General features: G+C 69.9%; 25 protein-coding genes. 17 read left to right on the forward strand and 8 right to left on the reverse strand.

Features of this window, described 5'->3' with window-relative positions:
* Nucleotides 1-174 precede the first annotated feature (174 nt).
* The 4 genes from DEIGR_RS12915 (at nucleotide 175) to msrB (ending at nucleotide 4,159) form a co-directional block, all read left to right on the forward strand.
* On the forward strand, nucleotides 175-873 hold the full coding sequence (locus DEIGR_RS12915; RefSeq protein WP_058977846.1) for a S4 domain-containing protein: 699 nt from the start codon (nucleotides 175-177) through the stop codon (nucleotides 871-873).
* Nucleotides 870-1,877, forward strand: coding sequence for a cell division protein ZapE (gene zapE, locus DEIGR_RS12920; protein ID WP_058977847.1), 1,008 nt, complete (start codon nucleotides 870-872; stop codon nucleotides 1,875-1,877). The genes DEIGR_RS12915 and zapE overlap by 4 nt, the downstream gene beginning before the upstream one ends.
* A gap of 139 nt (nucleotides 1,878-2,016) precedes the next feature.
* Nucleotides 2,017-3,579: an acyl-CoA carboxylase subunit beta gene (locus tag DEIGR_RS12925; RefSeq protein ID WP_058977849.1), complete on the forward strand. Its 1,563-nt coding sequence runs from the start codon at nucleotides 2,017-2,019 to the stop codon at nucleotides 3,577-3,579.
* Between the two features lie 127 nt (nucleotides 3,580-3,706).
* Nucleotides 3,707-4,159: a peptide-methionine (R)-S-oxide reductase MsrB gene (msrB, locus tag DEIGR_RS12930; protein ID WP_058977850.1), complete on the forward strand. Its 453-nt coding sequence runs from the start codon at nucleotides 3,707-3,709 to the stop codon at nucleotides 4,157-4,159.
* Nucleotides 4,160-4,216: 57 nt separating this feature from the next.
* On the opposite strand, the gene DEIGR_RS20880 is transcribed toward msrB, so the two are convergent.
* Together DEIGR_RS20880 and DEIGR_RS20420 are read right to left on the reverse strand one after the other, a co-directional pair.
* The gene (locus tag DEIGR_RS20880; protein WP_160329937.1) at nucleotides 4,217-5,047 is read right to left on the reverse strand and encodes a CAP domain-containing protein; all 831 of its coding nucleotides are present in this window, start codon (nucleotides 5,045-5,047) and stop codon (nucleotides 4,217-4,219) included.
* A gap of 168 nt (nucleotides 5,048-5,215) precedes the next feature.
* A complete protein-coding gene (locus DEIGR_RS20420; protein WP_058977853.1) occupies nucleotides 5,216-5,896 on the reverse strand; it encodes a hypothetical protein in 681 nt (226 codons plus the stop codon).
* 45 nt (nucleotides 5,897-5,941) lie between these two features.
* Between DEIGR_RS20420 and DEIGR_RS12945 the strand changes: the two genes are divergently transcribed.
* Complete coding sequence (locus DEIGR_RS12945) at nucleotides 5,942-6,475, forward strand: flavin reductase family protein (protein WP_058977855.1); 534 nt, start codon at nucleotides 5,942-5,944, stop codon at nucleotides 6,473-6,475.
* Nucleotides 6,465-7,697 (forward strand): phosphotransferase, encoded by a 1,233-nt coding sequence (locus DEIGR_RS12950; protein ID WP_058977857.1) that lies wholly within the window; start codon nucleotides 6,465-6,467, stop codon nucleotides 7,695-7,697. The genes DEIGR_RS12945 and DEIGR_RS12950 overlap by 11 nt, the downstream gene beginning before the upstream one ends.
* Nucleotides 7,698-7,825: 128 nt before the next feature.
* Here the strand turns inward: DEIGR_RS12950 and DEIGR_RS12955 are convergent, their stop codons facing one another.
* Nucleotides 7,826-8,170: a YkgJ family cysteine cluster protein gene (locus tag DEIGR_RS12955; RefSeq protein ID WP_236704746.1), complete on the reverse strand. Its 345-nt coding sequence runs from the start codon at nucleotides 8,168-8,170 to the stop codon at nucleotides 7,826-7,828.
* On the reverse strand, nucleotides 8,167-9,252 hold the full coding sequence (locus DEIGR_RS12960) for a pyridoxal phosphate-dependent aminotransferase (RefSeq protein ID WP_058977859.1): 1,086 nt from the start codon (nucleotides 9,250-9,252) through the stop codon (nucleotides 8,167-8,169). Before DEIGR_RS12960 ends, DEIGR_RS12955 begins: the two co-directional genes overlap by 4 nt.
* Before the next feature lie 159 nt (nucleotides 9,253-9,411).
* On the opposite strand from DEIGR_RS12960, the gene DEIGR_RS12965 reads away from it, so the two are divergent.
* The 3 genes from DEIGR_RS12965 to DEIGR_RS12975 are packed head-to-tail and all read left to right on the forward strand — an operon-like array spanning nucleotide 9,412 to nucleotide 10,841.
* Nucleotides 9,412-9,993, forward strand: a complete 582-nt coding sequence (locus DEIGR_RS12965; RefSeq protein ID WP_058977861.1) for a TetR/AcrR family transcriptional regulator — start codon at nucleotides 9,412-9,414, stop codon at nucleotides 9,991-9,993.
* On the forward strand, nucleotides 9,990-10,313 hold the full coding sequence (locus DEIGR_RS12970) for a hypothetical protein (protein ID WP_058977863.1): 324 nt from the start codon (nucleotides 9,990-9,992) through the stop codon (nucleotides 10,311-10,313). Before DEIGR_RS12965 ends, DEIGR_RS12970 begins: the two co-directional genes overlap by 4 nt.
* A gap of 57 nt (nucleotides 10,314-10,370) precedes the next feature.
* Nucleotides 10,371-10,841: a hypothetical protein gene (locus tag DEIGR_RS12975; protein WP_058977865.1), complete on the forward strand. Its 471-nt coding sequence runs from the start codon at nucleotides 10,371-10,373 to the stop codon at nucleotides 10,839-10,841.
* A 58-nt stretch (nucleotides 10,842-10,899) separates the two neighbouring features.
* On the opposite strand, the gene DEIGR_RS12980 is transcribed toward DEIGR_RS12975, so the two are convergent.
* From DEIGR_RS12980 to DEIGR_RS12995, 4 genes are all read right to left on the reverse strand, one after another.
* Nucleotides 10,900-11,547 (reverse strand): SRPBCC family protein, encoded by a 648-nt coding sequence (locus tag DEIGR_RS12980; RefSeq protein ID WP_058977867.1) that lies wholly within the window; start codon nucleotides 11,545-11,547, stop codon nucleotides 10,900-10,902.
* Between the two features lie 118 nt (nucleotides 11,548-11,665).
* On the reverse strand, nucleotides 11,666-11,857 hold the full coding sequence (locus DEIGR_RS12985) for a hypothetical protein (RefSeq protein ID WP_058977868.1): 192 nt from the start codon (nucleotides 11,855-11,857) through the stop codon (nucleotides 11,666-11,668).
* Between the two features lie 120 nt (nucleotides 11,858-11,977).
* Nucleotides 11,978-13,168, reverse strand: a complete 1,191-nt coding sequence (locus tag DEIGR_RS12990; protein WP_083524050.1) for an XRE family transcriptional regulator — start codon at nucleotides 13,166-13,168, stop codon at nucleotides 11,978-11,980.
* A complete protein-coding gene (locus DEIGR_RS12995; RefSeq protein WP_058977872.1) occupies nucleotides 13,165-13,971 on the reverse strand; it encodes a hypothetical protein in 807 nt (268 codons plus the stop codon). Before DEIGR_RS12995 ends, DEIGR_RS12990 begins: the two co-directional genes overlap by 4 nt.
* Before the next feature lie 250 nt (nucleotides 13,972-14,221).
* Here DEIGR_RS12995 and DEIGR_RS13000 point away from each other — a divergent pair, with 250 nt between their 5' ends.
* The 8 genes from DEIGR_RS13000 (at nucleotide 14,222) to DEIGR_RS13035 (ending at nucleotide 22,867) form a co-directional block, all read left to right on the forward strand.
* Nucleotides 14,222-15,148 carry a DMT family transporter gene (locus tag DEIGR_RS13000; protein ID WP_058977874.1) on the forward strand — a complete coding sequence of 309 codons (927 nt, stop codon included), beginning with the start codon at nucleotides 14,222-14,224 and terminating at the stop codon, nucleotides 15,146-15,148.
* Nucleotides 15,145-16,626, forward strand: a complete 1,482-nt coding sequence (locus DEIGR_RS13005) for an ABC transporter permease subunit (protein ID WP_058977876.1) — start codon at nucleotides 15,145-15,147, stop codon at nucleotides 16,624-16,626. The genes DEIGR_RS13000 and DEIGR_RS13005 overlap by 4 nt, the downstream gene beginning before the upstream one ends.
* A gap of 46 nt (nucleotides 16,627-16,672) precedes the next feature.
* A complete protein-coding gene (locus tag DEIGR_RS13010; RefSeq protein WP_058977878.1) occupies nucleotides 16,673-17,083 on the forward strand; it encodes an NUDIX domain-containing protein in 411 nt (136 codons plus the stop codon).
* Nucleotides 17,080-17,835 (forward strand): bifunctional dihydropteridine reductase/dihydrofolate reductase TmpR, encoded by a 756-nt coding sequence (gene tmpR / locus DEIGR_RS13015; RefSeq protein ID WP_236704747.1) that lies wholly within the window; start codon nucleotides 17,080-17,082, stop codon nucleotides 17,833-17,835. The genes DEIGR_RS13010 and tmpR overlap by 4 nt, the downstream gene beginning before the upstream one ends.
* Nucleotides 17,836-18,517: 682 nt before the next feature.
* Nucleotides 18,518-20,053, forward strand: coding sequence for a S8 family peptidase (locus DEIGR_RS13020; RefSeq protein WP_058977880.1), 1,536 nt, complete (start codon nucleotides 18,518-18,520; stop codon nucleotides 20,051-20,053).
* Between the two features lie 84 nt (nucleotides 20,054-20,137).
* The gene (locus DEIGR_RS13025; RefSeq protein WP_058977882.1) at nucleotides 20,138-20,989 is read left to right on the forward strand and encodes a serine protease; all 852 of its coding nucleotides are present in this window, start codon (nucleotides 20,138-20,140) and stop codon (nucleotides 20,987-20,989) included.
* 75 nt (nucleotides 20,990-21,064) lie between these two features.
* Nucleotides 21,065-21,880: a hypothetical protein gene (locus tag DEIGR_RS13030; RefSeq protein WP_058977884.1), complete on the forward strand. Its 816-nt coding sequence runs from the start codon at nucleotides 21,065-21,067 to the stop codon at nucleotides 21,878-21,880.
* Between the two features lie 72 nt (nucleotides 21,881-21,952).
* Nucleotides 21,953-22,867, forward strand: coding sequence for a DUF1266 domain-containing protein (locus DEIGR_RS13035; RefSeq protein ID WP_058977886.1), 915 nt, complete (start codon nucleotides 21,953-21,955; stop codon nucleotides 22,865-22,867).
* The last annotated feature ends 5 nt before the right edge of the window (nucleotides 22,868-22,872 follow it).

Raw genomic sequence — 22,872 nt, forward strand, 5'->3', positions numbered from 1 at the left:
TGGGGTACCTCGAACCAGCGGGGAGGGGGCGGCGGGACGGGTGAGGCGCATACGCCGGGAATCCTGACATCCGGACTCTTACCACCATCATTCACCATCGGTGACCTGTGCGGGATTCATCACGACCACCCCCCCCGGCTGCCCCCACTGGGGCGCGGGACTTATCCTGTGGGCATGAAGCAGAAACTCTCCACCCTGATCGCCCAGGCGCGCGGCGGGCGCGTGATCCGCACGCCCTTCGTGGACGGCGACGACATCGACCGCCGCCTGCTGAACGACCCGGAGGTCCGCCACAAGCTCGCCGGGGGCTTCCCGGACGCGCGCCGCGTGGTGCTGACGCTGCACCCCGAGCACATCCCCGAGGTGGACGGCGGCGTGACCGTGTACCGCGTCACACCGCACGAGGGCGGCCCCGCGTGGGACGCGCAGGACTTCGCGGTGCAACTGAAACGCCTGGGCCTGGACGAGGACGGCCTGGGTGACTTGCGCGAGGACCGCGGCAGTTTCCTGATCGCCGCGACCGGCAAGGCCGCGCAGCAGGTCGCCGACCTGACCAGCCTGGGCGGGCGCGACGTGGACGTGGAACCGGTCGGCGAGAGCGCCGGGAAGGGCAGCAAACTGCGCGAGGTCGTGGTGCCCAGCATGCGCGTGGACGTCGTGGGCGCCAAGGGCTTCGGCGTGAGCCGCGCGTACTTCCAGCAGGGCATCGACGGCGGCAAGGTCCGCCTGAACGGCCAGCCCGCCCGGGCCAGCAGCGAGATCCGCGAGGGCGACAGTCTCGCCGCCGACGGCCTGGGCCGCATCGACTTCAAACGCGTGGTGAACGAGACGCGGCGCGGCAACTACAAGGTCGAACTCGACGTCCACCGATGATCGACCTGCTGTCCCGCAATCCCAGCCTGGACCCGGAGGCCCTGACGGCCGAACTGGCCCCCACGCCCCGCTACCAGGGCGTGCGGTTCGCCACGTACCATCCGAACGCGGCGTACCCCAGCCAGGAGGAGGCGCGCGTGGCCACGCAGGCGTTCCTGAAGGGCGCGCAGGTGCGGCCCGGCGGCTTTCGCCTGTTCCGGCGCGCCAAGCCCGAGGGGCGGGGCCTGTACCTCGACGGGGGCTTCGGGGTGGGCAAGACGCACCTGCTGGCCAGCGCGTGGCACGAGGCGCCGGGCCGCGCGGCCCTGATGAGCTTCCAGGACCTGATGTACATCATCGGGGCGCTGGGCATGACCCGCGCCGTGGACGCGTTCCGCGGGCACGACCTGCTCCTGATCGACGAGTTCGAACTGGACGACCCGGGCAACACGCACATGGCGAACACGTTCCTGGGGCAGCTGATGCCCGGCGGGACGAGCGTGATCGCCACGAGCAACACCGAACCCGGCGCGCTGGGCCAGGGGCGCTTCAACGCCAGCGACTTCCAGCGGCAGATCCAGGCGATCGCCAGCCGCTTCGAGACGCACCGCATCGACGGACCGGACTACCGGCAGCGCGGCGTGCGCCCCGAGGACGTCCTGACGCCCGCCGAGTTCACCGCCTGGGAGGCCCGGCAGCAGGGCGCGACGCTGGCCCGCCTGAACCACCGCGACCTGAGCCGTCACCTGTTGCAGGTGCACCCCAGCCGCTTCAGCCGCCTGCTGGCGGGCGTGGGTGCCGTCGCCGTGACCGACCTGACCCCCATGCCGGACCAGAACGTCGCGCTGCGCTTCGTGCACTTCATCGACAAGCTGTACGACCTGGGCCTGCACGCCGCCTTCACCGGCACGAACCTGAGCGGGCTGTTCAGCGACACGTACCGGCACGGCGCGTACGCCAAGAAGTACAGCCGCTGCCTGTCCCGCCTGTCGGAACTGCTGAAAGAGGCCCGGCAGGAGCGGTAGGGGCCGGTCCCGGGGTCTGAGGGTCGAAGGGTCTGAGAGTCCAAGGGGCGAGGGACCAGAGGTCCAGGGAACGCGGGGTCCTGGCTGTTCCCGCCCCGGTCACGCGCGCACCTAACGCCCGTTTGAGTAGCATGCGCGCATGACGAAAGCGGGCGCAGAGTTACAGGAACTGATCGCGGCGATGGAGCAGCGCCGCACGCGGGTCGAACAGGGCGGCGGCCCCGAACGCCTGAAGAAACAGAAGGCCGGGGGGAAACTCACCGCCCGCGAGCGGATCGAGGCGCTGCTGGACCCCGGCAGCTTCCTGGAGATGGGCACCTTCGTCGAGCACCGCGGCGGCCGCCTGATGCAGGGCGTGGACGCCCCCGGCGAGGGCGTCGTGACCGGGCGCGGCACCATCGACGGGCGGCAGGTGTTCGTGTTCAGCCAGGACTTCACGGTGCTGGGCGGGTCTTTAGGCAAGATGAACGCCGCGAAGATCACGAAAATCATGGACATGGCCGCCAGGACCGGCTGCCCCGTGATCGGCCTGAACGACAGCGCCGGAGCCCGCATCCAGGAGGGCGTGGACTCTTTAAGCGGCTACGGCGAGATCTTCTACCGGAACGCGATCTACTCGGGCGCGGTGCCGCAGATCAGCGCGATCCTCGGGCCCTGCGCGGGCGGCGCGGTGTACTCCCCGGCACTGACGGACTTCATCCTGATGAGCGAGGGCAGCAGCTACATGTTCATCACCGGGCCCGAGGTCATCAAGTCCGTGACGCGTGAGGACGTCACCTTCGACCAGCTGGGCGGCGCGGACGTCCACACCCGCAAGAGTGGCGTCGCGCACCTCGCGTACGACGGCGACGAGGCAGTCCTGGCGGGCATCCGTGACCTGCTGGGGTACCTGCCGCAGAACGCGCACGAGAAGGCCCCCGCACACCCCACCCAGGACCCCGCCACCCGCACGAACGAGCGGCTGCTGGACATCGTCGTGCCGGACCAACGCAAACCGTACGCGATGCACGACGTGATCCACGAACTCGTGGACGACGGCACCTTCCTGGAAATCCAGCCGAACTGGGCGAAGAACATCGTCGTGGGCTTCGCGCGGCTGAACGGCGAGTCGGTCGGCATCGTGGCGAACAACCCGCGCGTCATGGCGGGCACGCTGAACATCGACGCGTCGGACAAGGCCGCGCGGTTCATCCGCACCTGCGACTGCTACAACATCCCCATCCTGACGCTGGTGGACGTCACGGGCTTCCTGCCGGGCGTCGCACAGGAACACGCCGGGATCATCCGCCACGGCGCGAAGATGCTCTACGCCTACGCCGAGGCGACCGTCCCCAAGGTCACCCTGATCACCCGCAAGAGCTACGGCGGGGCGTACCTCGCCATGAACAGCCGCGACATGGGCGCCGACGTCGTGTACGCCTGGCCGACCGCCGCCGTCGCCGTCATGGGCGCCGAGGGCGCCGCGAACATCGTCTACCGCCGCGACATCCAGACCAGCGACAACCCCGACGCCACCCGCGCGCAGAAGATCGCCGAGTACAAGGACGCCTTCGACAACCCCTACGTCGCCGCCAGCAAGGGCTATATCGACGACGTCATCCCCATGGAAGACACCCGCCGCGTCCTCATCCAGACCTTCGAAATGCTCCGCGACAAGGAAGAGGCGCGGCCCTACAAGAAACACGGCAACATTCCGCTGTAAACGGGCAGTGGGGAGTGGGAAGTAGGGAGTGGGTCGGGGCCAGCGTCCCATCCATTTCCCACTTCCCACTGCCCACTTCCTACTTTCCATTACCGTCCCGGCGTCCCCGCGCGCCTAGACTGCCCGCATGACTGAGAAGCCGTTCGTGAAGCCGTCGGATGCGGAGCTGCGGGAGCGGCTGACGCCCATGCAGTACAGCGTGACCCAGCACGAGGGCACCGAGCGGGCCTTCACTGGGGAGTACTGGGACCACACGGAGGACGGCATCTACGTGGACGTGGTGAGCGGTGAGCCGCTGTTTTCCAGCCTGGATAAGTACGACGCGGGGTGCGGGTGGCCCAGCTTCACGCGGCCGATTCCCAGCGTGGCGTTGACGGAGAACACGGATTACAAGATCGGGTACGCGCGCACCGAGGTCCGGTCGGCCGGGGCGGATTCGCACCTGGGGCACGTGTTCCCGGACGGCCCGCGTGAGCATGGGGGGTTGCGGTACTGCATCAATTCGGCGGCGTTGCGGTTCGTGCCGGTGTCGGAGCTGGACGCGCAGGGGTATGGCGAGTTCCGGGCGCTGTTCGGGTAAATCCGAACGCGAGGAGGGGGAGGCCGGTTGCAGCCTCCCCCTCCCCTGTTCTGATCGTCAGCGGGCGCCGAAGTCCTGCACCCAGTAGTGCCTGTAGGTGCTGGTGGTCGTGTACGCGTAGCCGACGCCGAGTTCCTTGAAGTTGGGGTTCATGATGTTCCGGCAGTGCCCTTCACTCTTCAGCCAGCCGTCCACGACCTGCTGGGGGGTGCCCTGTCCGGCGGCGATGTTCTCGCCGATGGTGCGGTAGGGGGTGTACCCGGCGTTCGTGATCCGCTGCGAGAAGGTCCGGCCGTCCTTGCTGGTGTGGCTGAAGTAGTTCTGGGCGGCCATGTCGGCCGCGTGGCCCTGCGCGGCCTGCCCGAGCGCCGCGTTCCAGGTGAGCGGGGCGGCGGCGGCGTGGCTGGTGGCGCCGCAGCTGCGGGGCACGGCGCGGGCGGCGTTCGTGAGGTCCAGGACCTGCTGCGCGAACGCGCTGGGCGTGCTGGGGGCCGGGGCGGGCGCGGGCGCGCTGGCGGCGGTGACGGTCACGGGGAAGTCGATGAACGACGCCGTGTTCGTGGCGAGTGCGGCGCGGATGGTGGCGCTGCCCGCCGAGACGGCGGTGACGAGGCCGGTCTGGGTGACGGTGGCGACGGCGGCGTTGCTGGTGGTCCATTTCAGCTGGCCGGGCTGGGCGGGCTGGCCGTTCACGGTGACGTTCAGTTGCAGGGTCTGCCCGGCGGTCAGGGCGACGGGCGTGGCGACGGCCAGGGCAGCCAGTGTGGTGCCGGGCTGGCTGGTGGCGGGCGCGTCCGCCCCGGGGGTGCCGGTGCCGGTGCTGCCGCAGGCGGCGAGGGTCAGGGCGAGCAGCGCGGCGGCGCTGCCCCGCAGAAGTGCGGTGGGCATGCGGTCATTAAAGCGGGTTCAAGGCTGCATGAACATGAGAGTTTTTCGAGGCCTTCTCACGCCACTCCGGGCGTCGTCCCTGCCGGGAGAAACCTTCTGCAGCAGGCGAATTCGACTGTGTTTCTCTCACACTTGTCGCGCGGATGGTGGCTCATGAGGAGAGAAATCTCACAGTTGCAGCAGGCTGTAGTGAACTACCTCACCTGCGGACCCGACCACCGGCTCATGCTGCTGCCTAGACATGATCAGGGTCGGGGCCAGCGCCCCCGCCGCCCGCAGTAGGGCCGCCTCCACCGCCGCATCCGCCGCGCCCCACAGGTGCGCCGCCCCCCCACCCGCGCGGGAGTGCCACAGCAGCGCGCCCACCACCTCGCCGTCCCGGTACGCACTCAGCGGCACGAAGTCCCGGTCCCCCTCCAGCCGCGCCGCGAGCTGCCGCGCCAGCCCCTCGCCCCAGCCCGGCGTGCCGTGCGCGCGCGTCAGGGCTTCCGCCCACGGGCGCAGGTGCAGGCGCGACACCTGCTCGACCACCACGCCCTCCCCCGGCACGCCCTCCCCTGCCCACGGCGCGGGGTCGGCCTGACCCACGCGCACGCGGGCCACCTCCCGCCCCGGCAGACCCACCAGCGGCCCCACCGTCGCCACCAGCGGCGGCACGCCCTGCCCCTCGTGCCAGTCGAGGACCGCCGCGATGTCCACCCCGCGCAGGTCCGCCGGGAGGAACGTCGCGTTCAGCGCCAGCACGTTCACGCCCGGCGTGAGCAGCGTCACCGCGCCCCCCTGCTCGCGCTGCACGGCGGACAGCGGCGCGTGGAACTCCAGCAGGTCAGTCAGCGTGGGGGGCAGCATCCGCCCAGCGTACCGCCCGCCCCGCGCGGCATAGTGGCCGCACACATGCTCAGCGCCACCACCGACCGTTTCTTCGGGTACTACCCCGGCACCGTCGCCTTGATCACTGCCGCGCACGACGGGCAGCGCAACGTCATGGCCGCCGGGTGGCACACCGCCCTGAGCGCCGACCCGCCCCTGTACGGCGTGGCGGTCGGGCGTGAACGCGCCACGCACGCCCTGATCCGCGCGGGCGGCACCTTCGGCGTGAACTTCCTGCCCCTCGCCCACGCGGACGCCGTGCAGGGCGCGGGCCTGCACAGCCTGCACGGCGGCGTGGACAAACACGCCCTGCTGAACCTCGACACCCTGCCGGGACAGCCGCTCGCGCTGCGCGGCGCGTACCTGCACTACACCTGCCGCGTCAGCGCCGTCACCCCCACCGGCGACCACGACCTGTTCGTGGGCCACGTCGAACAGGTGCACTTCGACCCGGACGCCTACGACGACGCGGGCCTGCTCGTCGCGCCGCCCGCCATCTACCTCGGGCGCAGCACCTACACCACCACCAGCACCGAACGCGCGGAACATGGCCGCTGAACCCAGCCCGCTGGCCCTGTGGAACGCGCGGGGCGAGGTGTGGCGCACCCCGGCGGGCGACCTGCCGACCCTGAACGTCCCGGACGCGGCGGCCCTGCCGGACGTGCTGCGCGCGGACCTGCCGCCCGGCGCGTGGCTGCTGCACGACGGCGGACTGGGCTTCGGGCAGCGCGGGACGCTGCATGTCCGCCTGACCGACGGGACAGAGGTGACGTGGCCCGGCGGCTGGAGCACGCACCTCCCGGACGTCCCGCCGGGCGCGCGGCCCTGGCAGCGGCCCGACTGGCCGGAGGTCGCGACGGCCAGCGTGGACGCCCGACTGGGTGCGCTGGGCCTGACCCGAACAGGACCGGTGAACCCCGGTTTCAGTCACGACCTGATGGGCATCCACCGCGTGCCGCTGGAGGAAGGTCGCCGGGCGTGGCTGAAGGTCAGCGCGGACGGGCGCGAGGCGGCCCTGACCGCGCACCTCGCCGCGCGGCACCCGGAGCTGCTGCCGCCCGTCCTGCACGCCGACCCGCAGGAGGCGACGCTGCTGACCCTGGACGGCGGCACGCTGCTCGACGGGGTACCCGACCCGGCGGCGTGGACCGGCGCGCTGGAGCGGCTGGCCTCCTTCCAGCGCGCGGCGGACGCCCCGGCCCTGACCGACCTGGGCGCGCCCACCCTGACGGTGCCGGACATGGCGGCGCGGGTGGACGCCCTGCTGGCCGACCCTGCGCCCCTGCGCGCCTGGGGCCTGAATCCCGACGAGGTGGCGGCGATGCGTGACCTGCGCCCGGCCGTGGCCGCCGCGTTCCGTGACCTGCACGCGCACGGCCTGCCCAGCCTGCCCGCGCATGGGGACGCGCACCCCCGCAACGCCCTGCACGGCCCGGAGCGGGGCAGCGTGTGGTTCGACTGGAGCGAGGCGGCCCTGGCACACCCGTTCATGGACGCCGGGTGGTTCCTGGGGTTCACCCTGCACCCCGCCCGCGCGGCGCTCCCCGTGCGCTCGGGCACGCCGGACCTGCCCGAGCGACTGGCCGGAGCGTACCTGCGTGCCCTGGGGGCCGGAGACGCGGCGGGGCTGCTGTGGCGGTCGCTGCCGCTGGCGCACCTGCACCGCGCCGTCCTGTTCGACGCGGCCTACCGCGACTGGACGGGGACCGTGCCGGGCGTCCGCCCGAACTTCACGCCGTTCTCACTGCGGCAGGCGTTACGGGAGGCCGTCAGGCTGTAGAGCAGTTTTCCGAATTACGGCATCAGAAAAACAAACTTCTGATGCCTCCATTCTCTGCTCCGCAGCTGTTCCAGTCCATCCTGCTCAACAAAAATCACTCGCTCCACCCGGCCACGAAGAACACGTCTTCATGGCAATTGCTCTAACCCGTAGATCTCCAGGAAGCGCCGGGTGCGGGCGGCCAGGGTGGGCAGAGGGGCGACCTCGCCGCACACCCAGTCCGGCTGGTAACCCCGGCACACGCCGGGCCGGGTGGCGTAGATGGCGCAGAGGTGCCCGCAGCCCTCGTCGGGGCCGAGGTTCACGCAGGGCACACCGAGGGGTTTGTTCAGCGCGTGGATGTCCGGCGCGGCGCAGCAGGCCCCGCACGCCGTACAGTCGGTCGTGACGGGGCTGCGCGGCGCGTACCCGGGGGGCGGCGTGAAGCGGGCCTGCGCCTCGGGGGTCAGGCGGAGCGGCCCGCGGGTGGTCACGTCAGGTCGGCCAGGGCAGCGAGCAGCGCGTCGTTCTCGGCGGGCGTGCCGATGGCGACGCGCAGGCAGCCGGTCAGCCCCGGAAGGCTGTCCTGGCGGCGCACGACTATGCCCTCGCTAAGCAGGTGGGTGTACGCGGCGGCGGCGTCGGGGGTGCGCAGCAGGAAGAAGTTCGCCTGACTGGGCAGCGCCCGGCAGGTGGGGTGATCCGCGAGGGCCGCGAGGACGCGGTCGCGTTCGCGGACGCCCTCCTGCACGCGTTCCTGCACGTACTGGGGCTGTTCCAGGGCGACTTCCAGCGCGGCCTGCGCGAGGGTGCTGACGTTGAAGGCGGGCACGAGTTTCTGGAGCTGCCCGGCGAGTTCCGGCGTGGCCAGTGCGTACCCGAGGCGCAGTCCGGCGAGGCCCCAGGCCTTGCTGAAGGTGCGCAGGCTCAGGCGGTTGCCGCCCGCGAGTACGAGGTCCTTGTGGTCGGTGCGGCTGTACTGGTGGTACGCCTCGTCGAGCACGACGACCCAGTCCCCGGCGGCGTCCACGAGGTCGCGGATGGCGGCGTCCGCGTCCACGTGGCCGGTGGGGGCGTGCGGCTGGGTGATGTACAGCACGCCCGGCTGGTGGCGTTTCAGTTCGGCCTTCAGGGCGTCCACGGGCAGGCTGAAGTCGGCGTTCAGCGGCACCTGCACGAGGGTCGCGCCGAGCAGTTGCGCTTCCAGGGTGTACACGCTGAAGGTCGGGCTGACGGTCAGGACCGTCTGGGAGATCCCGGCGAGTTCGGTCAGCAGTTTGATCAGGACGTTGCTGCCGGGCGTGACGACCACGCCGCGCTCGTCCCAGCCCTCAAAGGCGGCGATGCGGCGGCGCAGTTCGTCGGCGTGCAGGTCCGGGTACCGGTTCCAGGGGCGCGCGGCCATGCGGCGCAGCGCCTCGGCCTTCAGGGCTTCGGGGAAGTCGTAGGGGTTCTCGTTCTGGTCGAGTTTGGTGGGCACGTCCAGCGGCGTGAACGGGTAGGCGGGCACGCCGCGCACGGCGGCGCGCACCCCGGCGGGCGCGGCCTGCGGGCTGGTCAGGGGCTCGGTGGTCATACCGTCCGTTCTACCACCCGCGCGTGAAGGGCCGTCCAGTGATGGGAAACCCGCCGGGGGGGCGGACCCTGTCCAGCACGCACCCGGATGGGCCTAACGGTCGTTTGGGTCGGGCGTGCTAGGCTGTGCGGATCAGGCCGAGCCGGCCCCTCCCCCACCATGACTGACACTGCCAAACCCCGCCGCGAGCAGATTCTGGACTCGGCCAGCCGCCTCTTTTCCGAGCGTGGGTACCACGCCACGAGCATGCGTGACCTGGCGGGCGAGCTGGGCATGCAGGGCGGCAGCCTGTACGCGCACATCGCGTCCAAGGAGGAACTGCTGATCGAAATCGTGAACCAGGCGTCGCGGCAGTTCGACGAGGCGCTGTTCACGCTGCGCGGCGAGCCGATGCGCGCCGACGAGAAGCTGCGCGAGGCGATGTTCCGGCACATCCGGGTGGTGGCGGACAACATGGACAGCGCGACCGTGTTCTTCCACGAGTGGAAGCACCTGTCCCCCGAGGCGTACGGCCGCGTGACGGGCTGGCGCGACACCATCGACGGCTTCTACCGCGAACTGGTCACGCAGGGCGTCCAGGAGGGCACCTTCCGCGCGGATTTGGACGTGAAGATGACGGCGTACCTGATCCTGTCGGCGGTGAACTGGGCGTACACGTGGTACCGCCCGGGCGGGTCCATGAGCCCGCGTGAGGTGGCCGATCAGTTCGCGGAGATGCTGCTCTCGGGGCTGCGCGCATGAGCCACCCGACGGTGACGGTCCCGATCCGCGAGGCGCTGCGGTACGCGCAGGGGCGCGCCGAGCGGCTGGCGCGCACGCAGCAGCTGGAGATCGGCGAGGACCTGTTCGTGCGGATCGCGCCGGGTGGGCGCAAGTTCCTGCTGTTCTGCCTGGACGGCGAGCCGGACCGCAGCGCCGCCGAGGCGGTCGCGGCGGCGCTGGCGCTGCGCAACCCCACGTACGGCTGGCATCAGGGCGCGACGCTGCGGTCCCTGACGGTCATCGAGGAGGGCGCGGCGGACGTGCCGGAAGCCCCGGCCGGACCCGATGAGAATTCATGAGAGTCCGGTCAGCCTGGGCTCACAGTCACTTCACGCCGCACCTCTAGGGTGAGCAGCATGAAGAAAGCTGCCCTGCTGCTCCTGCCCCTGGCGATGGCCTCCTGCAACTACCTCGGCATTCCCGACGGAGACGTGTCCGGCAACATCCTCGGCACCCAGCCCAGCGGCACCATCCGCATGGCGCTGCGCGGCGTGACGCTCAGCGGCGTGCAGACCCCCGCGCTCGACCAGGGCAACCTCGGCACCCTGAACCCCGAGAAGCGCGTGTACGCCATCAGCTTCCCGAACACCCCCGAGGACGGCGCGTACGAACTGTTCGCCTACGTGGACGGCGAGACCGGCACCAAACTCCGCTACGACAACGGCGAGCAGAAGACGGGCAGCCGCACCTTCGTGTACTCGAAGAGCGGCCTGAACAAGAAAGACGGCAGTGACGTCTTCAACCTCAAGCCCGGCTGGACCCTCATGAGTGGCGTTACGCCCGGCAAGAACGGCACGCCGTTCACCAGCATCGACCTGAACTGGTAATCAGCAAATGAGGAGGGGGCCCGCAGCCGAACGCCGCGCGCCCCCTCCTTCACTCACGTCAGTTCTTGGCGCTGCCTTCGAAGGCGGCCTTGAACTTCTGGAGGTCCTCGGCGATCTGCTGGCTGGGTTCCTCACCGAACAGCTTGGCGACGGCAGCGCCCAGCGGCCCGGCGGGCGGACGGTAGGACAGCGCGACGTGCACGCGGGTGCCGCCGCTGGGCAGGGACTCGAACTGCACGCTGCCCGCGTTGTCCACGGTGGCGCCGGGCAGGGAGTGCCAGCCGATGCGCTGGCCGGGCTTGTCGTTGACGATCTCGGCTTCCCACTCGACGTGGGTGCCCAGCGGGGCCTTGGCGACCCAGCGGCTGCGCTTCTCGTCCAGCGCGGTGACGCTCTCGAGGTGGCTCATGATCTGCGGCAGGTTCTCCAGCTTGCGCCAGAAGTCGTACACGGCCTGCGCGGGTCGGTCGATGACGACGCTGTGCTCCACGAAGATGGGCTTGGCGGCGGTGGCGTTGCCGCTCAGGCCGGCGGCGGCCATCACGGGATCGTTGCCGGTGGCGGCGCGGTAGGCGAGGTACCCGCCGACAGCGGCCATCCCGAGGCCGAGCACGCCGCGCTTGCGCAGGCCCATCAGCAGCAGGGCGCCTCCGGCGGCGCCGCTGATCATGCGGTTCTGATCCATTCCTGTGGTGCTGTTCGTCATGGTGGTTCCCTCCGTGGGGGCAGTGTATGAAGTGCAGTGGGGGCGCGCGTGAAGCCACGCCCAACGAAGATTAAGGCCCGCTTCCGGCCCGGGTGGGGCCAATTGACCTTACGGGGCGTCAGCCCGGCTGGTTCCCGTTCTGATGCGCGTGCTGATCGGTGATGGTCTCGGTCGCGGCGCGGTCCTCACCGCCGGTGGGGCCGCCCTGCACGTCGGGCGTGAGGTTGGTGTTCGCGCCGTGCGTGGCGTGGTCGCTGCCCGTGTGCTCCTGCGCGGTTTCCGGGGTGCTGGGCGGGTTCGGATCGGTCATGCCTCATCCTTCGCGTATGGGTGGGCAGGCGGGTGTGGGGGGCCTTGTTGCTTATTTATCCCAGAACGCCGACCCATTAGAAGATATACGTCACGGTGGAACATACCAGACAGGCAATTTCTAACCGGAGTGCAGAGCGTATTGCTGGTGCAAGTCGACTTCAACCTCTTCCGGTTCCTTGAAAAAGTGGACATGCAGATTGGCAAGGCGGCGGACGGTCTCGGGTGATCGGACTAGGTCGTGCGGGATGTCGTTCTTGGCGAAGTCCGCGTCCTGGATGAGTGTGTTGACGGCCTGCCGGAGTGCGGAGGTGTCTTCCGGATCAGTGGAGAAGTCCAGAGGTTCGCGCTTGATCCAGCCGCGGCGGCTCATGCTGCGGCGCAGTCGCTCATGGTCATCCCGGGAGATGATGTCGAGATCCATGAGGCGGTACAGGATCGCGCCAATGGAGACGCCCCATTTCTGTTTCAGGAGGAGCAGGGCGTCGAGGTCCAGGGAGTACACGTCCGCCAAGAGCGGCTCAGCCGGGAGCAGCAGGGCCGCCGCGAAGCGATGGGCCTGACGTTCGAGGCGTTCGTACTTCTGGGCATCATCCAGATCTTTCTGCTTGACATCGCCGTGCAGGAGCAGGTGCCCCAGCTCGTGGGCGAGGTCGAAGCGTGAGCGGAAGTGGTTAACCTTGTAATCGTTCAGGGCGATGACGCCACGACCGTTCCGGGCGCGGAAGGAGTATGCGTCGATGTCGTCGGCTCCAACGTCGAAACGGGAAACTAGGAAGCCGTGACGTTCCACGGTCCGAGTCAGGTGTTCGATGGGTGCGATACCCAGTCGCCAGTGGCGGCGGAGGTCGAGGGCGATGCTATCGATGATGTTGAGGTCGAGGAGGTCGTAGTTGGCGCGGAAGGAAAACGAGTCCGGCACGTCTTCCTTGGGGAACGCGACATACTCTTCCAAGAACAGGGTGAAGTCCTCCAGCCAGCTGCGCCAGGCGTTGGCCCGGCGGAGTTCTGGTCCGGTAACCCGTTTGAGGCGCCGGTAGAACGTGATGGACTGGTGTGCGTCAGCGCGGAATGGATCGCTGAAGAACTGGACTGGCTGTTCGAGGGCGGCGGCGAGCGCGAGGATGACCTCTCCAGAAGGCAGGTCCACGCCATTTTCGTAGCGGGAGATGGCCTGTTTGGATTTACCGATGCGCTCGGCCAGAGTGGTGGCCGTCAGGCCTTGAGCCTCTCTGGCTTGTCTGAGACGTTCCCCATTGAAGACCTGCGAACCGAATAACGGAAGGTTCTTTGGTCTGGGGAGGGGGGTCATGAGATCTTCGGCTCCTGTTGTGCTTCAGCTTCGTCCTGGGCGGCTGGCTCGTTGCGCTTGCGCTTGAGGCTTGTGAGGACAGGGGTTTCAACCTGATCGCGTTTCTTGGGCTCGTTGCGGCGACGAACCGCAGTGGCCAGCACGGGCTCGGCTTCGGCGGGGGCGATAAGGGGCGTGATGACCTTCTCTTCCTGGACGCGCGCCATCTTGCCGGCGGCATGCTGGATGAGGTCAAACGAGAGAGCGTACTTCTGTGTGCCGTCCACATAGGGGGCCAGCGTGATGAAGTCAGGTTCGGCGGGAACGCCGAGGTCCCAGTTGTAGCCGTACGTCAGGAGACTGGGAATGTCGTCCTTCAGCGCGGTGATTTCCTCCTCTGGGTGGAGGAGGGTGATCTTGCCGCGTTCACGGTGGAGGCGACGATACACGTTTTTCCCGGCCTGCGTGACGGGACTTTTGAGCTTAGCGGGGATGCACTTGATGGGGCCCAGGCTCATGAAGGAAAACACATTGGTGTGGGTCGCGTTGAAGGCGGGACGGACGAACAGCCCGGCGCCTTTGGGCCAGACGATGTTGCGCAGGTGCCGGTTGATGCAGGAGGGGAGGACGGCCGCGAAGGATTGCTTCATGGCTTCGGGGTCGGTGTCTCTCAGTGCCCAGGCCCGCGCTTCCTTGAAGGCCTCGCGGACGGCATTGACGATGAGGGCGGCGCTGATCTGCGTGCAGTGCTGCTCGATGCGTTGGTGAAGTTCCTTCTGCTCGGGGGTGTAATTGACCTGCTTCCATCGTCCGCGAGGTGGCATGCCTCATTATGAGCGAATACAAACAATTTTGTCTAGCGGGTAAAGCGTTTCGGCAGAATAGTTGCGGAATGGGCGATAACGCTAACTTGCGTCACTAGAAGAACCCCAGCGCAAACGGCATTTCGCATAGAAGTTTTGTCGAATTATTCACACATCCTCTGTCAATCCGCTAAAGGCAGACGACAGAGCTTCGCTTCATCGTCTCAGCCGATGCCGCGCGGGGTGGGGGCTGCTCTATGCTGGCCGCCATATGCGTGCTCCCGCTGCTGGCCGTCTGGATCCGTTGTCGCTGGGGGCCATCCTGGTCACGATCGTGTTCTGGGCGTCGGCGTTCGCGGGCATCCGCGCGGGGCTGGAGGCGTTCTCGCCGGGGCACGTGACGCTGTACCGCTTCCTGGTGGCCAGCTTGGCGCTGGGCGTGTACGCGCTGCTGGCGCGGATTCCGGTGCCGCCCGTGCGGGACCTGGGCCGGATCGCGCTGCTGAGTTTCTCGGGGATTACGCTGTACCACGTGTGCCTGAACTACGGCGAGGTCACGGTCCCGGCGGGCACGGCCAGCCTGATCATCGCGGCGGGGCCGGTGATCACGGCGCTGCTCGCCACGCGCTTCGCCGGTGAGCGGCTGAACGCGCTGGGCTGGCTGGGCACGCTGGTCAGTCTGGGCGGCGTGGCGCTGATCGTGCTGGGCGGCGGGCAGGGCCTGAGCTTCACGAAAGGGGCGCTGCTGATCCTGGCGGCGGCGCTGTTCACCAGCGTGTACTTCGTGTTCCAGAAGCCCCTACTGGCCCGGATGAACCCGCTGCATTTCACGGTGTGGTCGTTGATCACCGGGACGGTGCCCATGCTGGTGTTCCTGCCGGGGTTCGGGGCGGAGCTGCGCGCGGCGCCGCTGGGCGCGCACCTGGCGATGGTGTACATCGGGCTGTTCCCGGCGGCGCTGGCGTACCTGACGTGGACGTTCGCCCTGTCGCGGGTGGGAGCGGGCGTGACGACGTCGTTCCTGTACGTGTCGCCGGTGTTCGCGGTGCTGATCGCGTGGGCGTGGCTGAACGAGGTGCCCACCCTGTTGACGCTGCTGGGGGGCGTGGTGGCGGTGGCGGGCGTGGTGCTCGTGAACACGCGCGGGCGGCCCGCCCCGGCCCCTGTCCCGGACGCGGCACGTGAGGTGAAGGCGTGAGCGGGCTGCCCGTCACGGACGCGCCGCTGGCCGTGCAGGACGTCACGGTGCGGCTGGGCGGCGAGGTGATCCTCAGCTGCGTGACGCTGGACGTGCGCCGGGGGGAGTTCCTGGCGCTGATCGGTCCGTCGGGCGGCGGGAAGAGCACGCTGCTGCGGGTGCTGGCCGGGCTGCTGAGCCCCGAATCGGGGTCGGTGCACATCGGGACGCCGCCCGCGCTGGTGTTCCAGGATTACCGGCTGCTGCCGTGGCGTACGGCGCTGCGAAACGTGCAGCTGCCCGCCGATCTGGGCGCCGGGGGTGGCCTGAGCGCCCCGGAGGCGCTGCAACTGGTGGGGATGGAGGCGTACGGGCCGTACTTCCCGGCGCAGCTGTCCGGGGGGATGCGGGCGCGGGTGGCGCTGGCGCGGGCGCTGGCGCAGAGCGGGGACGTGCTGCTGCTGGACGAGCCGTTCGCGGCGCTGGACGCGCTGGTCCGCGAGCGCTTCAACGCGGAACTGCGGCACCTGCACGAGAAGACGGGCCGGACGACGGTGCTCGTGACGCACTCGATCCGCGAGGCGGTGTGGCTGGCCGACCGGGTGGCGGTGCTGCGTGGCGGGCGGATCGTGGAGGTGCTCGACACGCGCGGTGAGGGCCGCGTGAGCGCCTACACGGACGGGCTGGAGGCGCACCTGCGCGCGGTGCTGGGCACCGGGGACTCCACGCGGCTGCGGGCCGAGGCGCGTGCGGAGCGCAGCGCGGCGTGGCTGCTGCCCGCGCTGGCGGTGCTGCTCGCGGGGGTCGCGTGGCAGCTGGGGGCCTCAGCGCTGAATCAGCCGTTCCTGCTGCCCACGCCGGGCGCGGTGTGGCAGGAGGGGGTCCGCACCGCCCCGGGGTTACTGGCGGCGTTCGGCGTGACGGTGAAGACGGCGCTGGTGGGCACGCTGCTGGGCGCACTGACGGGCGTACTGATCGGGTACCCGCTGGCGCGCTGGCGGGCCCTGGAGCGCTTCCTGAGCCCGTTCATCGTGGCGTCGCAGAGCACGCCGATCGTGGTGCTCGCGCCGCTGCTCGTGTCGTGGCTGGGCTTCGGGTTCCTCCCGGCGGTGATCGTGTCGGCCCTGAGCGCCCTGTACCCCATGCTGGTCGCCACGCTGGTCGGCGTGCGGGAACTGGAGGCGACCTTCCACGAGCTGTTCAGCACCCTGCGCGCCTCGCGCTGGCAGCGCCTGACCCGCCTGGAGTTCCCCGGCGCGCTGCCGGTGCTGCTGGGCGGGTTGCGGCTGGCGGCCAGCCTGGCGCTGATCGGGGCAGTCGTGTGGGAATTCGTGGACCCGAACCAGAAGGGCCTGGGGCTGGCGGTGCAGGTCGCCGGGACGTACCAGAACAAGGCCGGGCAGTTCGCGGCCATCGCGCTGCTGATCGGGTACGGGGTGCTGGTGTACGCGGTGATCACGGGCCTGGAACGCCGCGTGATGCGCCGCCGGGGTCGGTAGGCGTTCACCCGGACGGCCCGGCGGGCGCGGCGGTACGCTGGCGCGCATGGAGAGACCGCTGGTGTGTGTGGGGGCGCTCGTGTGGGGCAAGGACGGACGGGTGCTGCTCGTGCGTACCACGAAGTGGCGCGGGCTGTGGGGCGTGCCGGGCGGAAAGGTCGAGTGGGGCGAGACGCTGCTGGACGCCGTGCAGCGCGAATTTCAGGAGGAGGTCGGCCTGCGGCTGGAGGACGTGCAGTACGCGCAGACGCAGGAGTCGGTCCTCAGCGAGGAGTTCCACAAACCCGCGCACATGCTGCTGGTGGATTTCCTGGCGACGACCGCGGATCACGACGTCACCCCGAACGAGGAGATCGAGGAGTGGGCCTGGGTGCACCTGCACGAGGCGCTGGCGTACCCGCTGAACGCGGTGACGCGCTCGCTGGTGACCCTGGCGCTGCGGCAGGGCGAGGCGTGACCGGCCGCCAGAGCGGGGGGGCGCCGCACCCGGCGGGTCGGGGCACGGCGCTGGTGACCGGCGCGGCGCGCGGCATCGGGCGCGGGCTCGCGGTCGCGCTGGCCGCCGAGGGCTTCGACGTGGCGGTCCACTACCGCTCCAGCGAGGCCGACGCCCATGAAACCGCCCGGCAGTGTGGGGCGCTGGGTGTGCGGGCGGTGCCCCTCAGGGCCGACCTGGGCAGCCCGGCGGGGGCGCGGGCGCTGGTGCGTGCGGCGCACGCGGCGTTCCCGGAGTCCGGGCTGGCGGTGCTGGTGAACAACGTGGGGAACTACGTGAACCGCCCGCTGCTGGACGTGACGGACGAGCAGTGGGCGGACATGCTGGGCAGCAACCTGACGGCCACGTTCGCCACCTGTCAGGAGGCGGCGCCGCTGATGCGCGCGCGCGGCTGGGGCCGGATCGTGAACCTGGGGTTCGCGGGCGCGTCGGCGGACGTGGCGCGGCCCGGGATCGTCCCGTACGTGATCGCGAAGGCGGGCGTGGCGCAGCTGTCGCGGTCACTGGCGGTGACGCTGGCGGGCAGCGGCGTGAGCGTGAACGTGGTCAGTCCCGGCGTGATCGAGACGAGTGTCAGCCAGCCCGTGCGGGAGATCCCGGCGGGGCGGGTGGGGACGGTGGCGGAACTGGTCGGGGCGGCGCTGTACTTCGTGCGGGCCAGCGATTACGTGACCGGGCAGAACCTGGAGGTCGCGGGCGGCTGGCACCTGTAGAGACTGGCACCTGTAACCCGGTACCGGCGCCGACTGGATGGGCACCCGTCAAGTCCCAGCGGAAGCGACCCGTGGCGCTGTCCCGTTCCGCAGAGGAGGGCGCCGGGGACAGGGTGGTCGTGGGCGGCAGGGGTCCGGCGTGCCCTCACAGCGGCATGGCCGGTCTGGACCGCGGCCCTGCGCTGTGGCGTCCCGGAGGTCGGCTGCCTGGGTGTGTTTCATGCGCAGCCGATTTCATGTGGTGCTGGTCTCATGCGGGGCAGGCCTTCTGTCCCTTGCGGGGCAGGCCGGAGACTGAAGAGTCAAGATTCTTTTGTTCACCGTCGAAGCATATTTTCAATTGACAGGTAAAGCGGCCTTCCAGCCCACTCCATGACAGATATATGCATATTCGGTCAGATGAGCAAGATGAGAGAAGGGTCAGCCCGGCGAGCTGCGCGGAGAGGCCGTTCGGTTATTCAGGACACTCATTTTGTTCGATCTGCCGTCAGAATTCTGTGATTTTTGAACTGTAAAAAGCCGACTGTGCACGCCGTTCTGCGGCGTTCATCCACACCGGACGTTCAGCTGCGTATCATCTCCGAAGTTCCCAATTTCGCTTGACAGCGTCCCATCAGCCGTGCACTCCACGGCCATACTCCCATCTGTCACGGTTGCGGAACTGTCCCAGGAGGTCGCCACCATGAACGCACGCACCAGCACCCTCGGTACCCTTGCACTGACCCTGCTCCTCGCCGCCTGCGGCAGCCAGCAGACCGCTCCCACCACCGACGTCGTCTCCCGCGGCCAGACCAGCGCGCCCCTCCTGGGCACCAGCAACCCCGAAGCGATCCCCGGCCAGTACATCGTCGTCTTCAGCGACGGCGCCGCCGCCGACCTCAGCAGCCAGAGCGCCAGCGGCCTGATCAGCACCCTGGGCCTCGACCCGCAGGGCGTGCAGGTGCAGCAGGTGTACGGCGCGGCCCTGAACGGCTTCGCCGCCAAACTCAGCAGCCAAAACCTCGCGAAGCTGCAGGCCGACAAGCGCGTCAAATACATCGAGCAGGACGCCATGATGCACGCCACCGCCACGCAGACCGGCGCCACCTGGGGCCTTGACCGCATCGACCAGCGCAACCTCCCCCTGGACAGCAGCTACACCTATGGCAGCACCGCCAGCGGCGTGAAGGCGTACATCATCGACACCGGCATCAACACCGCCCACACCAACTTCGGCGGGCGCGCCATCTGGGGCACCAACACCACCGGCGACGGCAACAACAGCGACTGCCAGGGGCACGGCACGCACGTCGCCGGGACCGTCGGCAGCAGCACCTACGGCGTCGCCAAGGGCGTCACCCTGGTCGCCGTGAAGGTGCTCGGCTGTGACGGCAGCGGCACGAACTCCGGCGTGATCGCCGGCGTGAACTGGGCTGTGAGCAACAAGGGCACGGCAGCCGCCGTCGCCAACATGAGCCTCGGGGGCGGCTTCAGCCAGGCCGTGAACGACGCCGTGAACAGCGCCGCGGGCCAGAACCTCGTGATGGCCGTCGCCGCCGGGAACGAGAACCAGAACGCCTGCAACGTCTCCCCCGCCAGCGCCGCCAGCGCCATCACCGTCGGCGCCACCACCAAGACCGACAGCCGCGACACCACCTACAGCAACTTCGGCAGCTGCCTGGACATCTTCGCGCCCGGCACCGGCATCACCAGCACCTGGATCGGCAGCACCACCGCCACGAACACCATCAGCGGCACCAGCATGGCCACCCCGCACGTCGCGGGCGCCGCCGCGCTGCTGATCGCCGCCGGGAACACCACCAACAGCGCCGTGACCAGCGCCATGCTGAACAACGCCACCAGCGGCAAGGTCACGAACGCGGGCACGGGCAGCACCACCCGCCTGCTGTTCACCGGCACTGGCACGGTCACGCCCCCCACCGGCACGACCACCACCTACACGGGCACGGTCAGCGCCGGCACGGCGAGCTACAAGCCCGGCACCGCCGGCTTCAGCTACGCGGGCGGCACCCTGAAGGGCACCCTCAGCGGCCCCTCCGGCACCGACTTCGACCTGTACCTCCAGAAGTACAACGGCAGCACCTGGGCCGACGTCGCCGCCAGCGAGAGCGGCACCAGCAGCGAGGCCATCACCTACACGGCCGCCAGCGGCACCTACCGCTGGGAAGTGTACGGCTACAGCGGCAGCGGCAGCTACACCCTCGTCGAAACGAAGTAAGCCCTCCAGCCGGGGATCAGGTGGTCACGAACCTGATCCCCGATTCACGTCCTCTCCCCCGTCCCCCTTCCCGGAGGTTCCATCATGTTCAAACCCCTGCACGCCGCCCTGACCGCCCTGGGCATCCTGGCCCTGAGCGCCTGCTCCACCCAGACCGCCCCGCAGGCCACGCTGCCCGAGGAGACCCTCACGGTCACCGGCACCGAGAAGGCCTTCACGGACACGATCGGCAGCCAGATCGTGTACGGCACGGTCACCAGCGTCACCAACCGCCCCTACCAGGTGAGCGTCACGCCCAGCACCGAACTGTCGGGCGGCTGGTGCGGCGGCACCCTGATCAGCTCCACGTGGGTGCTGACCGCCGCGCACTGCGTCGAGGGCTACAGCGCCAGCCAGATGCGCGTCCGCGCCGGGATCAACGACCTGACCACCAGCAGCGGCCAGCTGCGCACCGCCGCGCAGATCGTGCGTCACCCCAGCTACAACAGCAGCACCTACGCGTACGACATCGCCCTGATCCGCGTGGGCACCGCGTTCACGCTGGGCAGCACCGTGGCGACCGCCGCGCTGCCGAACAACACCACCGAGAGCGTCCTGGACGTGAACGGCAAGTCCGCCACCGTCAGCGGCTGGGGCAGGACCGAGACCGGCGCGTACAGCAACCGCGCGCTGCGCGAGGTCACCATCCCGATCACGCCCACCGGCAGCGACTGCGGCACCCGCCCCAGCAACACCATCTGCGGCAAGTACTCCGCCGGGAAGGACTCCTGCAACGGCGACAGCGGCGGCCCGCTCGCCGCGCCCTACAACAGCAGGTTCTACGTGCTGGGCATCGTGTCCTACGGCCCCGCCGAGTGCCGCGGGTACGGCGTGTACACCCGCGTGAACGGGTACATCAACTGGATCAACAGCTACACCGGCGTCACCGCGCAGTAACGACTCTGGCATGAAGGCCCCCACCGCGTGTGGGGGCCTTCGCCGTGCCCGCGCGGGGCACTCTATGCTCGGGGCATGGATTTCCCGACGACCTGCCCGCAGTGCGCACATGTGAACCGCGCGGAGTTCGCGGACAGCAGCGTGCATGACCTGCGCTGCGCGCGGTGCGGCGCGCGGTACTGCGTGCTGGTGCGCAAGCAGAAGTTCGAGGTGCTGTTCGACCTGGGCACCCGGGCGCTGATGGACGGCTACGCGCGGGAGGCGGTCGCGAGTTTCGCGGCGGCCCTGGAACGCTTCTTCGAGTTCTACGTGCGGGCCTTCGCGCTGGAGCAGGCCGCCGGGCGCGAGGGGTCCTTCGAGGCCGCCCTGTCGGCGCTGGAGGGCACGTGGCGGCACGTCTCCAGTCAGTCCGAGCGGCAGCTGGGCATGTTCGCGCTGGCGTACCTGCTGCGCGAGGGCCGCGAACCGGACTTCCTGACGCCCAAAGGTCTGGGCACGGACTTCCGGAACCGCGTGATCCACCGGGGCGCGCTGCCCACCCGCGCGGAGGTGGACGCCTACGCGGCGGGCGTGTTCACCCTGATCGACCGGCTGCTGACCGAACTGGGCGCGGGCGCGGCGCACGCGGAACTCGTGCAGGAGCAGACGTTCGCCGCGCACGTGCGGGGCCTGCCGGACGGCGTGACGGTGGTGTTCGAGGAACACCCGGGCATGTTCCGCGCGCGGCGTTTCGGGACGCTCTCGCCCATTCCCAAACCCGCCAAGGCGCAGCTTCAGGCGGCGCAGTCGGCGTCGGGCGTGAACGACGCCCGCGCGTTCCAGCAGGCGCTGTTCGAGCGGGCGCTGGCGGAACGCGGCTCGCTGCTGCGCGGCTTCAAGGGCTCGACCTGATCCGCCGCTGGCGAGCCTGCCGGTGCGTCATCTGCGCGCGGGCGGCGCGGGACCGGGGGGTATGCTGCCCGGGTGACCCTCTGGACAGTGCTGATTCCCGTCGCGGCCGGACTGGCGCTGGCCGCGCTGTGGTGGGTGGGCAAGGCCATGCTGGAGGGCGCGCGCGAGGGCCTTCGGGAAGCGGACGCCGAGCTGGCGCAGGAACAGGCCGAGCGGGACGCCCGGGCGGCCCGGGACGCCGACGCCCGGCGGGCGGAGGTCGAGGCGGCCGCGCTGGCCCTGAGTGACGCCGACCGCTTCGCGCTGAACCTGCGGGCGCCGTTCACGTCCCTGTGGCTCGACATCTTCGAGACGGCCACGCACCGGCCCGCGGCGTACTTCTATCAGGTGACGCCGCCCGGCGAGACCCCGCAGGCCCGCCAGGAGGCCCTGCGGGAACTGTCGGCGTCCCTGGAGTCCGGGTGGGGCGTCACGGATCACGCGTCGGCCATGTCCAGCCTCGCGTGGCTGCTCGGCGGGGGCGGCCACCACGAGCCGTACCAGCAGGTGCGCCGCGCCCTGCACGGTCAGGACACGGCGGGCCTCGACCGGCGGCACGTGAAGGTCGTGCGCCAGTGGGAGCCGGAGGTGGGGGACGTGGGCGGCCTGGCCTTCGACCTCGCCCGGGCGGCGGACATCGCCGCGCAGGGCGTGGCGCTGGGGTACCTGAGCGACCGGCAGGGCTGGCAGGTGCTGGGCCAGTGCCGTCAGGTGGCGCGGGAGGCGCCGTTTCGCGACTGGGCGCACTACGGCCGGAGTTTCCAGGCGGGCGCGGCCTTCTGGAACGCCAACCCGGTCCGCAACCGGGGGTACGCCGACGCGGTGAAGGCGCTGCTGACCCGTGACGACAGCCCCTGGCGCCGCGACCCCTGGCCGCCGCCCGGCCAGCCGCTCGACCGGGGTCTGGCGGCGGTGGGCACGGGCAGCGAAGCCTCGGCCCTGAACTGAGCTCC

Source organism: Deinococcus grandis (assembly GCF_001485435.1).
In the GTDB taxonomy this organism is placed as follows: Bacteria; Deinococcota; Deinococci; order Deinococcales; family Deinococcaceae; genus Deinococcus; species Deinococcus grandis.